Source organism: Aquibium sp. A9E412 (assembly GCF_030398335.1).
Lineage (GTDB): Bacteria > Pseudomonadota > Alphaproteobacteria > Rhizobiales > Rhizobiaceae > A9E412.
Genome location: NZ_JAOAOP010000003.1, coordinates 1 through 15,139 on the forward strand (window position 1 = coordinate 1; position 15,139 = coordinate 15,139).

Consider the following 15,139-nt stretch of genomic DNA (forward strand, 5'->3'; position numbering starts at 1 on the left):
GTGTCGACCGGCTCGGGCTGGCGCTGCGGTGCCGGCGCTGCGGCGCGGGCCGTGGCGCGCGGCGCCGGCGCGGCGGCCTCGGCGCTGTCTTCCTCGTCGTCGGCACCGCCGCCGAACAGCGCGGCGAGCAGGTTGCCGCCGCCGCCCGAGCGGCGCCCCGAATCGTCGGCGATCACCACCGTGCCGCGCGCCTTGCGCCGCTCATAGGAGGCGAGCGCCTGCTGATAGCCCGGCAGCGGCTTGCCGTCCGACGGCACGTGCAGCGACTTGCCGTCGGGGAACAGCGCCTGGAGCTGGTTGCGGTTCATGCGCGGCCAGTGCCGCACGCTGCCGACGTCGAGATGGATGAAGGGCGAGCCCGACTTGGGATAGTAGCCGACGCCGCCATACTGCGCCTTGAGCGCCACGCCGCGCAGCTTCGACAGCTTGACGTCCGGCAGGTAGAAGTCGATCGCCTTGCCCAGCATGTGCTGGCTCTTCTTGGCCACGCCGCCCGAGCGCTTGCGCAGCATGGCGTTGGTCTGCGGCGAGCGGTAGGCGGAGATGACGTGGATGTAGTCGCGCGAGCCCGAGGCGCGGTAGACCTCCCACAGAAGGTCGAGCAGCTCGGTGTCCATCTTGGTCGGCTCGTTGCGCCGCCAGTCGCGCAGGAAACGGTTGATCTCGTTGAGACCGCTCTTCAGGTAGCGCCCGTTGCGCTTGTAGGTGATCTCGGCGCGTTCCTTGGTGTGGATGAAGTAGAGCTTCAGCGTGCGCGTCTCGGCGCTGGCCGAGGGCACGGCGGAAAGCGCGAAGGCCAGCGCCAGAACCAGGCCGGCCAGCCACCGTGAGCATGGGAATGCGGGCATCCGCCGTCCACGAAATGCAGCGTCGATTCGAGTCAAGCTCTCGCCTTGCAGGCTGATTGTGTCCCCGACTTGCGCCATCGGACGTGCTGTCTCACACCCGACTATCGCCCGGAATGGTTAACCCGGCCTTTCCGCGATTGCGATAAGAGGATGGCAATTTCGTGACGGCTTTGGCAACCCCGCCCGGCGCGGTTAACCGCAGGTTAAGCGCGCGGCGGCGCCCGTTTCGCCGCCCTGCGGCCTCACGAGGCCATGCGGTCGGCGCGGTTGGCGCCGGGCTCGATGCCCATTTCCTTGAGCTTGCGGTAGAGCGTCGAGCGGCCGATGCCGAGCCGCCGCGCCACCTCGCTCATCTGGCCGTCATAGTGGTCGATGGCCAGCCGGATCAGTTCGCACTCCAGATCGGCGAGCGGCCGCACATTGCCGCGCTCGTCGAGCGCGCGCAGGATGCCGAAGGGGGCCGCCTCCGGCTCCCGGCGGGCCGCCTCGGCCGGCTGCCGCTCCGGCGCGTGCCCGTCGGGCGCCGCGTCGGGCGCCACGGCGAGGGCTGCGGTCTCGCCGCGCGCCGCGCCGTCGTCCGGCGCGATGCCGTCGAGCTGGGCGCTGATCTGCGGGAAGTCGTCGACCGTCAGCCGGTCGCCCTCGCACAGCACCAGGGCGCGGAAGACGGCGTTCTCGAGCTGGCGGATGTTGCCCGGCCAGTCGTAGCGCTGCAGCAGCGCCAGCGCGCCGCTGGTGATGCCGGCGATCTGCCGCTGCGCGCCGGGCTCGGCGAGCCGCGCGAGGAAATGCTGGACCAGCGCGGGAATGTCCTCGCGCCGCGCGCGCAGCGGCGGCACGGTGATCGGGAAGACGTTGAGCCGGTAGTAGAGATCCTCGCGGAAGGCGCCGTCCCTGACGCGTTGCAGCAGGTCGCGGTTGGTGGCCGAGATCAGCCGGATGTCGACGCGCACCGTGCCGCGGCCGCCGACCGGGTCGACCTCGCCCGACTGCACCGCGCGCAGCAGCTTGACCTGCACGTCGGCCGGCAGGTCGCCGATCTCGTCGAGAAACAGCGTGCCGCCGTCGGCCTCGACGAACTTGCCGGTGTGGCGCTCGGTCGCACCGGTGAAGGCGCCCTTCTCGTGGCCGAACAGGATGCTCTCCACGAGGTTTTCGGGGATCGCGCCGCAATTGACCGTGACGAACGGCCGGTCGCGCCGCGGCCCCGCCGCCTGGATGGCGCGCGCCACCAGCTCCTTGCCGACGCCCGATTCGCCCTCGATCAGGATCGGGATGTCGCTCGCCGCCGCCTTCCGGCCGAGGCCGAGCACGCGCTGCATGGCCGGCGCGCCGGTGACGATGTCGGCGAAGGAGGTGGTGCCCGCCGCGCCGCGCCGCGCCTTGCGCGCTCGGCCCGCCTGGGCGGCGACCGCCAGCGCGCTGTCGAGCGCGCTTTTCAGCCGCTCCGGCGCGGTCGGCTTGACCACGAAGTCGAAGGCGCCGGCGCGCATCGCCTCGACCGCGGTCTCGACGCTGCCGCGCGCCGTCTGCACGATCACCGGCGGCGCCTCGGGGCGCCCGGCCAGCGCCTGAAGCACGCCGAGCCCGTCGAGCCCCGGCATCACCAGGTCGAGCACCATCGCGCGCACGGCCGCGCCCTGGCGTCCCGTCAGCGCGGCAAGCGCCGCCTCGCCGCTCTCGGCGGTCACCGCGCGGTAGCCGAAGCGCGAGACCGTCGCCTCGAGCAGGCGGCGCTGGACGGGATCGTCATCGACGATGAGGACGCAGACAGACATGCAATCTTCGAGAAACCGCGCTAGTGTCGCAATTCGGGGTGGGCTGGATCAACATGGCACAGGCTTCTAAACAGGCGTTCAAGAAAGCCGGTGAACGAATCCTTTCGTAGTCGCCGCGGCGACGTCGCATAAACCCCGAGGACCCTTGATGCACGCATTTTCCGGCCTCCCTTCCACCGCCCGCAACGGGGGCCCCGCCCGCGACACCGACCGCGCCCGCGGCGGCCGCGACGGCGGCCTCGGCGATCTGCCGGTGTGGAACCTCGCCGACCTCTACCCGGCCATCGACAGCCCGGAGCTGGCCGCCGACCTGGCGCGCGCCGCCGAGGAGGCGGCCGCCTTCGAGGCGCGCTGGAAGGGCAAGCTCGCCGAGGCGGCGGCGGCCGGCGACGCGGGCGGCCTGGGCGAGGCGGTGCGCGCCTACGAGGCGATCGAGGAGCGCATGGGCCGGCTGATGTCGTTCGCCGGCCTGGTCTATGCCGGCGACACCTCCGACCCGAAGCGCGCCAAGCTCTACGGCGACGTGCAGGAGAAGATGACCGACGCCGGCGCGCGGCTGCTGTTCTTCACCCTCGAGCTCAACAAGATCGACGACGCGCTGATCGCCTCGGCGTTCGACGCCGACCCGCTGTTCGGCCACTACCGGCCGTGGGTGCTCGACCTGCGCAAGGACCGGCCGCACCAGCTCGAGGACCGCGTCGAGCAGCTCTTCCACGAGAAGTCGGTGACCGGCCGCGGCGCCTGGAACAGGCTGTTCGACGAGACGATGACGGCGCTGCGCTTCGAGGTGGACGGCGAGGCGCTGACGCTGGAGCCGACGCTCAACCGGCTGCAGGACCCGCAGCCGGACGCGCGGCGCAAGGCCTCGGAGGCGCTCGCCGCCACCTTCAAGGACAACCTGCGCGTCTTCACGCTGATCACCAACACGCTCGCCAAGGACAAGGAGATCTCCGACCGCTGGCGCGGCTTCGAGGACATCGCCGACTCGCGCCACCTGGCCAACCGCGTCGAGCGCGAGGTGGTCGCCGCGCTCGCCGACGCCGTGCGCCAGGCCTATCCGCGCCTGTCGCACCGCTACTACGCGATGAAGGCGCGCTGGCTCGGCATGGAGACGATGAACCACTGGGACCGCAACGCGCCGCTGCCCGAGACGCCGCAGGCCACCATCGGCTGGGGCGAGGCGCGCGACACCGTGCTCGACGCCTATCGCGGCTTCTCGCCGGAGATGGCCGACATCGCGCGCCGCTTCTTCGACCGCCAATGGATCGACGCGCCGGCGCGGCCGGGCAAGGCGCCGGGCGCCTTCGCCCATCCCACCGTGCCGTCCGTCCATCCCTATGTGCTGCTCAACTACATGGGCAAGCCGCGCGACGTGATGACGCTCGCCCACGAGCTCGGCCACGGCGTGCACCAGGTGCTGGCCGGCGAGCAGGGCGCGCTGATGGCTGCGACGCCGCTGACGCTGGCCGAGACCGCCTCGGTGTTCGGCGAGATGCTGACCTTCCGCTCGCTGCTCGAGCGCACCACCGAGCCGCGCGAGCGCAAGGCGATGCTGGCGCAGAAGGTCGAGGACATGATCAACACGGTGGTGCGCCAGATCGCCTTCTACGAGTTCGAGCGCAAGGTGCACATCGAGCGCCGCCAGGGCGAGCTGACGTCCGACCGGCTCGGCGAGATGTGGCTCGAGGTGCAGGCCGACAGCCTCGGCCCGGCGATCCGCCTGCGCGAGGGCTACGAGGTGTTCTGGGCCTACATCCCGCATTTCATCCACGCGCCCTTCTACGTCTACGCCTATGCCTTCGGCGACTGCCTGGTGAACTCGCTGTTCGCGGTCTACCAGCAGGATCAGGCGGGCTTTCAGGAGAAGTATTTCGCCATGCTGCGCGCCGGCGGCACCAAGCACCATTCCGAGCTGCTCGCGCCGTTCGGCCTCGACGCCTCCGACCCGGCCTTCTGGACCCGGGGGCTGGCCGTCATCGAGGGGCTGATCGACGAGCTCGAGGCGCTCGACGGCGGGCAGTAGCGCGCCTCCCGGCGACGCGGAGACCGGTTCGCGGTCGGCAGCGCGTCGAACGACGACCTGGAGCCGGGACGTGGTCGCGCGAAAGGCGGACCGGTTCCGGGCGCGCCGCGCACCGCCGATGCGGGAACAATAACGGCCGGGACGGGTTGTCCTCCTGGCATGTTGCAACCCGGGCGATCCGCCCGGCGTCGCAGCCACGCGGAAGAATCAACGAGACGGGCCACGAGGTCGGGCGCCCGCCGCCGCGCGCGCTCCGGCATCGTGGTCCGGGCGGGCCGGCAGCGCGCCGCACCGACCGGGGCTGGCCGGCACCGCCCGAACGGACGACGGGGTCGCACGTCTCATGTCGCGCACGCTCAGGGACGCTTTCTTGCCGCGCCGGCCGCTGCAGTGGTTCGGCGTCCTCGCGGTGTCCACCGCCTTCGCGCTCGCGGTCGGCGCGGCGGTCGTCCTGTCCGGCCTGCTCGATCTCCGGGCCTCGACGCCGGACCGAACGGGCGTCGCCCAGCTCGTGCACTTCACGTTCCAGCGCTCGGTCGCCGCGAACGCCCGCGCCGTGCCGCCACGCGACCTCGATTCCACCGCCAACGTGATGAAGGGCGCCGCCCACTACGCCAATGTCTGCGCCCAGTGCCACGGAGCGCCGGGCCTCGACCGCGGCCCGGTCGCCCTGTCGCTGCGCCCCGAGCCGCCGTCGCTCGCGCAGGTCACCGAGCGCTACAGCACGCCCGAGCTGTTCTACGTCGTGCTGCACGGGGTGTCCTATTCGGCCATGCCCGCCTGGCCGGTCAGCGACCGGGAGGACGAGGTCTGGGCGGTCGTGTCGTTTCTGCGCGCCATGCCGGAGATGGACTTCGCGACCTACCGGCGGCTCGCCCGTGGCCCGCTCGACGCGCCGCGCGAGACCGCCGGCGCACAGGCGCTGCCGGTCGGCCCGGCCGACTCCGACGCCGGATTCGGCTGGCCGCGCGACGCGCTCGCCGACGCCGCCGACGGCATGCCCGGCACGCCGGATACCGCCCTTCGCATCGGCGACCAGTCGATGGCGCCGCCGGTGGCCGGGTTCCTGCCGGCGCTGCTGGACGACGAGCCGCTGGCGGTGTGCGCCGACTGCCACGGCGCGGACGGTGCGGGGCGCGCGGACGGCGCCTTTCCCAACCTGACCCTGCAGGGCGAGGCCTATCTGCGCAACGCGCTCGCCGCCTACGCCACCGGGCGCCGGCAGAGCGGCATCATGTGGCCGGTGGCCATGTCGCTGTCGCGGCCGCAGGTCGAGGCGCTGGCCGCGCATTTCGGCGCGATGGAGCCCCGGCCGTCGAAATCGGCCGTCGACGCCGCGCCCGATCTGCTGGCGCGCGGCCGCACCATCGCGACCGAGGGCCTCGACGCCGCCGCCGGCGCGGCGGCCGTCGCCGCCTGCGCCAGTTGCCACGGCCTCGACGACCGCCTGTTTCCCCGGCTGGCCGGCCAGTACGCCGCTTATACCGAGAACCAGATGCGCGTGTTCCGCGACGGCGGGCGCGGCGACGTCAAAAGCTACAATCCGATGGCCGCCGTGGCGCACGGCCTCAACGACCGCGACATCGCCGCCGTCGCGGCCTACTATGCCAGCCTGCCGCCCGGCGCGAAGGCCGACGGCGAAGCGGCGGCCGCGCCGGGCCGCGAGGGAGGGGGACGTGCCGAGCAGGACGACGCAGGGCCGGGAGACGGCTGAACCGGAACTGTCGCGGGCGTTCGCCATCGGGCTGAAACCGCTCGACCCCGCCACCTGGATCGAGCCGGACGACCGGCTCGCCGCCGAGCTTGCCGAAAAGGAGCGGCTGATCGCCGCCCTGCCCGACGTGGTGTTCTTCGCCGAGACGGGCAGCGCGGCGGCGCAGGCCGAGCTGCGCGACCTTCTGGCGGCGCATCTGGCGGCCACCTTCCCCGGCCTCTACCGCCGGCAAGGAACGGAGATGGCGATCGCCGGGGTCGACCGGCCCGTGCCGCTCGCCGATCCGGCGGTGCCGCCGCTGCTCGCCGCCGCGCGGCTGGTGCAGGAGGACCTGGTGCTGATGCGCCGCGGCGCCGGGGGCTGGCGGCTTGCCGCCGGCGCGGTGTGCTTTCCCTCCGACTGGCACCTGCCCGACAAGGCCGGCCGGCCGATCGGCGAGATCCACCGCCCGGTGCCGGGCTATGCCGCCGGCACCCGCAACGACGCCATGATCGGCCGCATCTTCGACAATCTCAAGGTCGACCAGCCGGTCTGGCGCGGCAACTGGAGCCTGGTCGGCGACGACGCGCTCTATCACGGGCTCGCCGGCGCCGACGGCCGGCCGGCCGCGCGCGGCGCCGTGCCGCGCTTCGGCGCCGACGTGACGGCCGCCGACGTCTTCCTGCGCCGCGAGCGCCAGACGCTGCGCCGGCTCCCGGCGAGCGGCGACATCGTCTTCACCATCCGCATCACGGTGGAGCCGGTCGCCGCGCTGGCCGAGCGGCCGGAACGCCGGGCGCTCGTCGCCGAGCTTGCCAGGCAGCTCGCCGCGCTCGACGCCGGCCAGCGCGACTACAAGGGCATCGGCGGCAGCCGCGACCGGCTGGTCGCCGCGCTCGCCGCGCTGGCGCCGGCCTGAGCGGCCGGCGCGGACGGGCCTTCCCGCCTACTCCGGCACCACGCGCACCGCGCCCATCGCCGCGCTGGTGGTCATCGCCGCATAGGCGCGCAGCGCGCCGGTCACCTTGCGCTTGCGTTCTGCGGCCGGCTTCCAGCCCAGCCCGTCCTGCGCGGCCCGGCGCCGGGCGAGCTCCGCGTCGCTCAGCCGCACGGCGATGGTGCGGTTGGGAATGTCGATGTCGACCATGTCGCCGTCGCGCACCAGGCCGATGGCGCCGCCCTGCGCCGCCTCCGGCGAGACGTGGCCGATCGACAGGCCCGACGTGCCGCCGGAAAAGCGCCCGTCGGTGACCAGCGCGCACGCCTTGCCGAGGCCCTTCGACTTCAGATAGCTCGTCGGGTAGAGCATCTCCTGCATGCCGGGGCCGCCCTTCGGCCCCTCGTAGCGGATCACCACCACGTCGCCGGCCTTGACCTGGTTGCCGAGAATGCCCTTCACGGCGGCGTCCTGGCTCTCGAAGATCACCGCCGGGCCGGAGAATGTGAGGATCGATTCGTCGACGCCGGCGGTCTTCACGATGCAGCCGTCGAGCGCGATGTTGCCCTTGAGCACGGCGAGGCCGCCGTCGCTGGAGAACGGATGCTCGGCCGAGCGGATGGCACCGGCCTCGCGGTCGAGATCGAGCGCCTCCCAGCGCCGCTGCTGGCTGAAGGCGGTCTGCGAGGGCACGCCGCCGGGTGCGGCACGGTAGAAGTCGGCGACGCCGGCATCGTCGCTCTGCCGCACGTCCCAGCGCGCGATCGCCGCGCCCAGCGTGACGGCGTGCACGGTCGGCTGGTCGCGGTTGATGAGCCCGGCGCGGTCGAGCTCGCCGAGGATCGCCATGATGCCGCCGGCCCGGTGCACGTCCTCCATGTGCACGTCGGCCTTGGCCGGCGCCACCTTGCACAGCACCGGCACGCGCCGCGACAGCGCGTCGATGTCGTCCATGGTGAAGTCGATCTCGCCCTCGTGCGCGGCGGCCAGGATGTGCAGCACGGTGTTGGTCGAGCCGCCCATCGCGATGTCGAGCGCCATGGCGTTCTCGAAGGCGGGCTTGCCGGCGATGACGCGCGGCAGCGCCGTCTCGTCGTCCTGCTCGTAGTAGCGCCGCGCCAGGTCGACCACCAGGTGGCCGGCCTCGACGAACAGCCGCCGGCGGTCGGCATGGGTGGCGAGCGTCGAGCCGTTGCCCGGCAGCGACAGGCCGAGCGCCTCGGTCAGGCAGTTCATCGAGTTGGCGGTGAACATGCCCGAGCAGGAGCCGCAGGTCGGGCAGGCGGAGCGCTCGATGGTGGCGACCTCCTCCTCGGTTACGCTGTCGTCGGCGGCCGCGACCATGGCATCGACCAGGTCGAGCGCCACCTCCTTGCCCTTGAGCACCACCTTGCCGGCCTCCATCGGCCCGCCGGAGACGAACACGCAGGGGATGTTGAGCCGCATGGCGGCCATCAGCATGCCGGGCGTGATCTTGTCGCAATTGGAGATGCACACCATGGCGTCGGCGCAGTGCGCGTTGACCATGTACTCGACGGAATCGGCGATGATCTCGCGGCTCGGCAGCGAGTAGAGCATGCCGTCATGGCCCATCGCGATGCCGTCGTCGACGGCGATGGTGTTGAACTCCTTGGCGACGCCGCCGGCGCTCTCGATCTCGCGCGCCACGAGCTGGCCGAGATCCTTCAGGTGCACGTGCCCGGGCACGAACTGGGTGAAGGAGTTGACGACGGCGATGATCGGCTTGCCGAAATCGTCGTCCTTCATGCCGGTGGCGCGCCACAGGCCGCGCGCGCCGGCCATGTTGCGGCCATGGGTGGTGGTGCGGGAACGGTAGTGCGGCAAGGCGGTCGTCCTGTGCTGGGGTGGGCGATACGGGCGGGAGGGTTAGCTCTAGCGCATGGCCGGCGCCAGGTGAAGCGCCAGCCGGCCCGGCGCCCTTGCGACAGCGGCAGGGTTTATTGTGACGGGGCGATGTGGTTTAGCCGGGGACCACGTCGAGACAGGGAGCGCGAAAGGCGATGGCAAACGACACCTGGCCGGTGCACGGCGAGATCACCGGACCGGTGGTCATGATCGGCTTCGGCTCGATCGGCCGCGGCACGCTGCCGCTCATCGAGCGTCACTTCCGCTTCGACCGCGAGTGCATGGTGGTGATCGACCCGAGCGACGCCGACCGCCGGCTGCTCGACGAGCGCGGCATCCGCTACGTCCAGGCGGCGGTGACGCGCGACAACTACGAGGCGCTGCTGACGCCGTTCCTCACCGCCGGCGAAGGCCGCGGCTTCTGCGTCAACCTGTCGGTCGACACCTCCTCGCTCGACCTGATGACGCTGTGCCGCCGGCTCGGCGTCCTGTACATCGACACCGTGGTCGAGCCCTGGCTCGGCTTCTACTTCGACGCCAAGGCCGACAACGCCGCGCGCACCAACTATGCGCTGCGCGAGACGGTGCGCCGGGAAAAGGCGAAGAACCCCGGCGGCACCACCGCCGTGTCGTGCTGCGGCGCCAATCCGGGCATGGTGTCGTGGTTCGTCAAGCAGGCGCTGGTCAACCTGGCCGACGACATCGGCCTCGACTACCGCGAGCCCGACCAGGACGACCGCACCGGCTGGGCGAAGCTGATGAAGAAGGTCGGCGTCAAGGGCATCCACATCGCCGAGCGCGACACCCAGCGCACGCGCCAGCCCAAGCCGCTCGACGTGTTCTGGAACACCTGGTCGGTCGAGGGCTTCATCTCCGAGGGGCTGCAGCCCTCCGAGCTCGGCTGGGGCACGCACGAGCGCTGGAAGCCGAAGAACGCGCGCAAGCACCGCAAGGGCTGCAAGGCGGCGATCTATCTCGAGCAGCCGGGCGCCAACACCCGGGTCAGGAGCTGGTGCCCGACGCCGGGCGCCCAGTACGGCTTTCTCGTCACCCACAACGAGGCGATCTCGATCGCCGACTACTTCACCCTGCGCGACAAGAAGGACAAGGTCAGCTATCGGCCGACCTGCCACTACGCCTACCATCCGTGCAACGACGCGGTGCTGTCGCTGCACGAGATGTTCGGCGCGGCCGGCCGGCCGCAGCCCGTCCAGCACGTGCTCGACGAGACCGAGCTGGTCGACGGCAGCGACGAGCTCGGCGTGCTGCTCTACGGCCACGCGAAGAACGCCTACTGGTACGGCTCGCAGCTCTCGCTGGAGGAGACGCGGCGGCTCGCCCCCTATCAGAACGCCACCGGCCTGCAGGTCTCCTCGGCCGTCGTCGCCGGCATGGTGTGGGCGCTGGAGAACCCGGAGGCCGGCATCGTGGAGACCGACGAGATGGACTATCGCCGCTGCCTCCAGGTGCAGCGGCCCTATCTCGGCCCGGTCACCGGCCACTACACCGACTGGACGCCGCTCGACGGGCGGCCCGGCCTGTTTCCCGAGGACATCGACCGCAAGGACCCCTGGCAGTTCCGCAACATTCTGGTGCGCTGAACGTTGAGCGGAGCCGCGGGCGGCCGCCCGCGGCTTGCTTTCGCCGGGGATTCGGGCGATCACAGAAACCGCTACGAGGAGAGGTATCCGCGATGACAAGAGCGCGCAGAATGCTGTCGCTGGCAGGCGTTGCGACCCTGGTCGCCCTGGCCGGCTGCCAGATGGACGGCCCGTCCGGCCCGCGGGCCGTCGCACCGCAGGGCGGCGTCGAGGGCGAGTGGGTCGACGCGCAGGGCGTCGCCGTGTCGCGCTTCAGCGGCGGCGGCTTCGAGACCGTCGCGCTCGACACCGGCAACCGGCTGGCCGAGGGGTCGTACCGCTACCGCGACCGCCGCACGGTCGAGATCTCGATGACCTCGCTGATCCGCCAGACGCAGCTCAGCGTCAACTGCGCGCTCGTCGCCCCGACGCAGCTCAACTGCACCAATTCCGAAGGCCAGCAGTTCGTCCTGACGCGCCGCGCGGCGGTCTGACCGCCGGCGCGCCGCCCTTGCGCCCCCTGCCCGGCTCTTGCGATAACCACGGCAAGAACAAAGGGGGGAGCTGAGATGGCGGCGCATTTCGACGAGGCCGAGCGACAGGATCCGGAGGCGCGCGAGCGGGCGCTGTTCGCGCGCCTGCCGGCGTTTCTGGCCGAAGCGACGGCCAAGGCGCCGGGGCTCGCCGCGTGGCTGTCCGGGCACGATCTGTCGGCCGTCGACAGCCGCGCCGCGCTCGCCCGCCTGCCGGTGCTGCGCAAGCAGACGCTGATGGAGCTGCAGGCCGAGCGCCCGCCCTTCGGCGGCTTCGTCGACCTCGACGCGCTGGCGGGCAGCCGGGTCTTCATGTCGCCGGGGCCGATCTTCGAGCCGCAGGGACCGGGCGCCGACCCCTGGCAGGCCGCCCGCGCGCTGCATGCCGCGGGCGTGCGCGCCGGCCAGCGCGTGCACAACGCCTTCGCCTACCACATGACGCCGGGCGGCTTCTTCCTCGACGAGGGCGCGCGGGCGCTCGGCTGCACGGTGTTTCCCGCCGGCGTCGGCAACACCGACCTGCAGGTCGACGCCGCGCTGGCGCTGCGGCCCGACGTCTTCTGCGGCACGCCCGACTTCCTCAAGGTGATGCTCGACCGCGCCGCCGAGCGCGGCCGGCCGCTCGACTGCTTCTCGCGCGGGCTGGTCTCCGGCGGCGCGCTGTTTCCCTCGCTGCGGACCGCCTATGCGCAGGCGGGCATCGCCGTCCTGCAGTGCTACGCCACGGCCGAGCTCGGCGTCGTCGCCTACGAGACGACGGCGCCGGACGGCGCGCCGGTCGCCGGCATGGTGCTCAACGAGGCGATGATCCTGGAGATCGTGCGTCCGGGCACCGACGATGCGGTGCCGGCGGGCGAGGTCGGCGAGGTGGTGGTCACCAGCCTCAACCCCGCCTACCCGATGGTGCGGCTGGGCACCGGCGACCTGTCGGCCGTGCTCGCCGGCCCGTCGCCCTGCGGCCGCACCAACACCCGCATCAAGGGCTGGATGGGCCGCGCCGACCAGCGCACCAAGGTGCGCGGCATGTTCGTCGACCCGCGCCAGGTGGCCGAGGTGGTGGCGCGCCATGCCGGCATCGCGCGCGCCCGCCTGGTGGTGACGCGCGAGGGCGAGCGCGATCTCATGACGCTGACCGTCGAGCCGGTCGCCGGCGAGGCCCCCGACACCGCCGCCATCGAGGCGACGCTGCGCGACGTGACCAAGCTCGGCGGCCGCGTCGCGGTGGCCGAGGCCGGCACGCTGCCGAACGACGGCAAGGTGATCGCCGACGAGCGCGACTACCAGCGCTGAGCGGTCCGTCCGGCCCGCCGGCCCCGCCATTCTCCGCTTGCATCCGCCCGTTGCGGGTGGAAACATGCCTGCCAGACCGTCGCAACACGGCCGACACAGAAGGGCGCTAGACCCTGCGGGACACGAAGCACCCCGTCGAGACCTCTCGGGAGAACACAGATGAAGAGACCCGCCGCCATCCTCGCGCTGTCCGCCTCCGCCCTGGCGCTGACGGCGACCACCGCGCTGGCCGAGTACGCGCTCAACATCCTGCACATCAACGACTGGCACAGCCGCATCGAGTCGATCAACAAGTACGATTCCACCTGCTCGGCCGAGGACGAGGCCGAGGGCGCCTGCTTCGGCGGCGCGGCCCGCCTGGTCACCGCCGTGCGCGAGCAGCGCCAGGCGATGGACGGCGACAATCTGCTTTTCCTCAACGCCGGCGACAATTTCCAGGGCTCGCTGTTCTACACCACCTACAAGGGCGCGGTGGAGGCCGAGTTCCTCAACCTGATGGGCACCGACGCCATGGCCGTCGGCAACCACGAGTTCGACGACGGCGAGGACGGATTGGCGACCTTCCTCGACGCGGCCGAGTTCCCCGTGCTCAGCGCCAACGTGGCGGCCAAGCCGGACTCCAGCCTCGGCGACCGGGTCAAGGCCTATGTCGTGATGGAGGTCGGCGGCGAGCGGATCGCCATCGTCGGCGCGGTGGCCAACGACACCGCCGAGCTGTCGTCGCCGGGCGACAATGTCGACATCACCGACGATGTCGAGGAGACGACCCGGGCGGTCGAGGCCGCGACCGCCGAAGGCGTCGACAAGGTGATCGCGCTCACCCATGTCGGCTATCCGCGCGACCTGGCGGCGATCGCCCGCATTCCCGGCGTCGACGTGGTGGTCGGCGGCCACTCCCACACGCTGCTGTCGAACACCGTCGAGGGCGCGGCCGGTCCCTACCCGACCATGGTCGACAACCCCGAGGGCTACCAGGTGCCGGTCGTGCAGGCGGGCTCCTACTCCAAGTATCTCGGCAAGCTCAACGTGGTGTTCGACGACGCCGGCCGCGTCGTCGAGGCGAGCGGCGAGCCGCTGCTGCTCGACGCCTCGGTCGAGCCCGACCCGCAGGTCGCCGCGCGCATCGCCGAGCTCGGCGCGCCGATCGAGGAGCTGAAGTCGAAACCCGTTTCCGAGACGACCGCGGCGATCGACGGCAGCCGCGAGAGCTGCCGCGCCGGCGAGTGCGCGATGGGCAACCTCGTCGCCGAGGCGATGCTCGAGCGCGTCCGCGACCAGGGCATCGACATCGCCATCCAGAACGGCGGCGGCCTGCGCGCCTCGATCGACGCCGGCGAGATCACCATGGGCGAGGTGCTGGCGGTGCTGCCGTTCCAGAACACGCTCGCCGCCTTCCAGCTCAAGGGCCGCGACATCAGGCAGTCGCTGGAGAACGGCGTCAGCGCCATCGAGGACGGCGCCGGCCGCTTCCCGCAGGTCGCCGGCCTGCGCTACAGCTTCGACCCCGCCGGCACGCCGAACGAGAACCGCATCACCGCCGTCGAGGTGCGTGAGGACGGCGCCTGGGTGCCGCTCGATCCCGAGGCGACCTACGGCGTGGTGTCGAACAACTTCATGCGCGGCGGCGGCGACGGCTACGGCCTGTTCGCCTCGAACGCCGAGAACGCCTATGACTACGGCCCCGGCCTCGAGCAGGTGGTGGCCGACTATCTCGCCGACAACCGCCCCTACACGCCCGCGACCGACGGCCGCATCACCGAGGTCGCGGCGACGGACGCGGCGCCGGCCGCCGACGGCGAGGCGGCGATGCCGGCCGACGACGCGGCCGCCGAGCCGGCCACGCCGGAGCTGCCCGAGATGTCGAAGACGCTGGCGAGCGAGCCGCCGCCCGCCCCAGCCGAGGATGCCGCGGCCGAGGACGGCGTCGCGATGGACGAGGCGATGGCCGACGGCGAGTCGATCGCCGAGGAGCCGACCGCCGACGAGCCTGCCGACGGCGCGACCATGGCCGAGGATGCCGCTGCCGAGGAGCCGATGGCCGAGGACGCGGCCGCCGGCGAGCCGATGGCCGACGACGCCATGGACGAGGCCATGGCCGACGGCGAATCCATCGCCGAGGAGCCGACCGCCGACGAACCCGCCGACGGCGCGACCATGGCCGAGGACGCGGCCGCCGGCGAGCCGATGGCCGACGACGCCATGGACGAGGCCATGGCCGATGGCGAATCCATCGCCGAGGAGCCGACCGCCGACGAACCCGCCGACGGCGCGACCATGGCCGAGGATGCCGCTGCCGAGGAGCCGATGGCCGAGGACGCGATGGCGGACGAGGCCATGCAGGACGAGCAGCCGGCCGCCGACGACGCCGCGCAAGGCGAGAGCATGGACGCCGGCGCCATGGAGGGCGAGGCGATGGCGGGCGAGAAGCGGCATGTCGTCGTGGCCGGCGACAACTACTGGAACCTGGCCCGCACCTACTATGACGACCCGGGCCGCTGGCGCGACATCGCCGAGGCCAACCCGGACATGCCGCCGAACGCGCTGCGCGTCGGCGCGGAGCTGGTGATTCCCGCCAACTGAGCGCGGTCCGT

General features: G+C 72.0%; 10 protein-coding genes. 7 read left to right on the forward strand and 3 right to left on the reverse strand.

What is annotated here, in order from left to right; all coding sequences use genetic code 11:
- Together N1F89_RS02230 and N1F89_RS02235 are read right to left on the reverse strand one after the other, a co-directional pair.
- Positions 1-848: DUF882 domain-containing protein (locus N1F89_RS02230; RefSeq protein ID WP_290081068.1), on the reverse strand; the 848-nt coding region annotated here is incomplete at its 3' end.
- 242 nt (positions 849-1,090) lie between these two features.
- Positions 1,091-2,626, reverse strand: coding sequence for a sigma-54 dependent transcriptional regulator (locus N1F89_RS02235; RefSeq protein ID WP_290081070.1), 1,536 nt, complete (start codon positions 2,624-2,626; stop codon positions 1,091-1,093).
- A 148-nt stretch (positions 2,627-2,774) separates the two neighbouring features.
- On the opposite strand from N1F89_RS02235, the gene N1F89_RS02240 reads away from it, so the two are divergent.
- The 3 genes from N1F89_RS02240 to N1F89_RS02250 all read left to right on the forward strand — a co-directional run bounded on the left by N1F89_RS02240 (position 2,775) and on the right by N1F89_RS02250 (position 7,261).
- A complete protein-coding gene (locus N1F89_RS02240; protein ID WP_290081072.1) occupies positions 2,775-4,649 on the forward strand; it encodes a M3 family oligoendopeptidase in 1,875 nt (624 codons plus the stop codon).
- 370 nt (positions 4,650-5,019) lie between these two features.
- Positions 5,020-6,363, forward strand: a complete 1,344-nt coding sequence (locus N1F89_RS02245) for a c-type cytochrome (RefSeq protein WP_290081074.1) — start codon at positions 5,020-5,022, stop codon at positions 6,361-6,363.
- Positions 6,326-7,261 (forward strand): DUF3445 domain-containing protein, encoded by a 936-nt coding sequence (locus N1F89_RS02250; protein ID WP_290081077.1) that lies wholly within the window; start codon positions 6,326-6,328, stop codon positions 7,259-7,261. The genes N1F89_RS02245 and N1F89_RS02250 overlap by 38 nt, the downstream gene beginning before the upstream one ends.
- A gap of 27 nt (positions 7,262-7,288) precedes the next feature.
- Here the strand turns inward: N1F89_RS02250 and ilvD are convergent, their stop codons facing one another.
- On the reverse strand, positions 7,289-9,124 hold the full coding sequence (gene ilvD / locus N1F89_RS02255; protein ID WP_290081079.1) for a dihydroxy-acid dehydratase: 1,836 nt from the start codon (positions 9,122-9,124) through the stop codon (positions 7,289-7,291).
- Positions 9,125-9,300: 176 nt separating this feature from the next.
- On the opposite strand from ilvD, the gene N1F89_RS02260 reads away from it, so the two are divergent.
- From N1F89_RS02260 to N1F89_RS02275, 4 genes are all read left to right on the forward strand, one after another.
- On the forward strand, positions 9,301-10,746 hold the full coding sequence (locus N1F89_RS02260; RefSeq protein ID WP_290081081.1) for a homospermidine synthase: 1,446 nt from the start codon (positions 9,301-9,303) through the stop codon (positions 10,744-10,746).
- Between the two features lie 110 nt (positions 10,747-10,856).
- Entirely contained in the window at positions 10,857-11,219 is a 363-nt protein-coding gene (locus tag N1F89_RS02265; RefSeq protein WP_354670302.1) for a hypothetical protein, read from the forward strand.
- Between the two features lie 75 nt (positions 11,220-11,294).
- Complete coding sequence (locus N1F89_RS02270) at positions 11,295-12,548, forward strand: AMP-binding protein (RefSeq protein ID WP_290081085.1); 1,254 nt, start codon at positions 11,295-11,297, stop codon at positions 12,546-12,548.
- 159 nt (positions 12,549-12,707) lie between these two features.
- Positions 12,708-15,128 carry a 5'-nucleotidase C-terminal domain-containing protein gene (locus tag N1F89_RS02275; protein WP_290081086.1) on the forward strand — a complete coding sequence of 807 codons (2,421 nt, stop codon included), beginning with the start codon at positions 12,708-12,710 and terminating at the stop codon, positions 15,126-15,128.
- Positions 15,129-15,139 lie beyond the last annotated feature (11 nt).

Bases quoted from the DNA above. Each gene is read 5' to 3' on its own strand.
- N1F89_RS02235 (WP_290081070.1), bottom strand. From the start codon at position 2,626: ATGTCTGTCTGCGTCCTCATCGTCGATGACGATCCCGTCCAGCGCCGC.
- N1F89_RS02240 (WP_290081072.1), top strand. From the start codon at position 2,775: ATGCACGCATTTTCCGGCCTCCCTTCCACCGCCCGCAACGGGGGCCCC.
- N1F89_RS02260 (WP_290081081.1), top strand. From the start codon at position 9,301: ATGGCAAACGACACCTGGCCGGTGCACGGCGAGATCACCGGACCGGTG.
- N1F89_RS02265 (WP_354670302.1), top strand. From the start codon at position 10,857: ATGCTGTCGCTGGCAGGCGTTGCGACCCTGGTCGCCCTGGCCGGCTGC.
- N1F89_RS02270 (WP_290081085.1), top strand. From the start codon at position 11,295: ATGGCGGCGCATTTCGACGAGGCCGAGCGACAGGATCCGGAGGCGCGC.
- N1F89_RS02275 (WP_290081086.1), top strand. From the start codon at position 12,708: ATGAAGAGACCCGCCGCCATCCTCGCGCTGTCCGCCTCCGCCCTGGCG.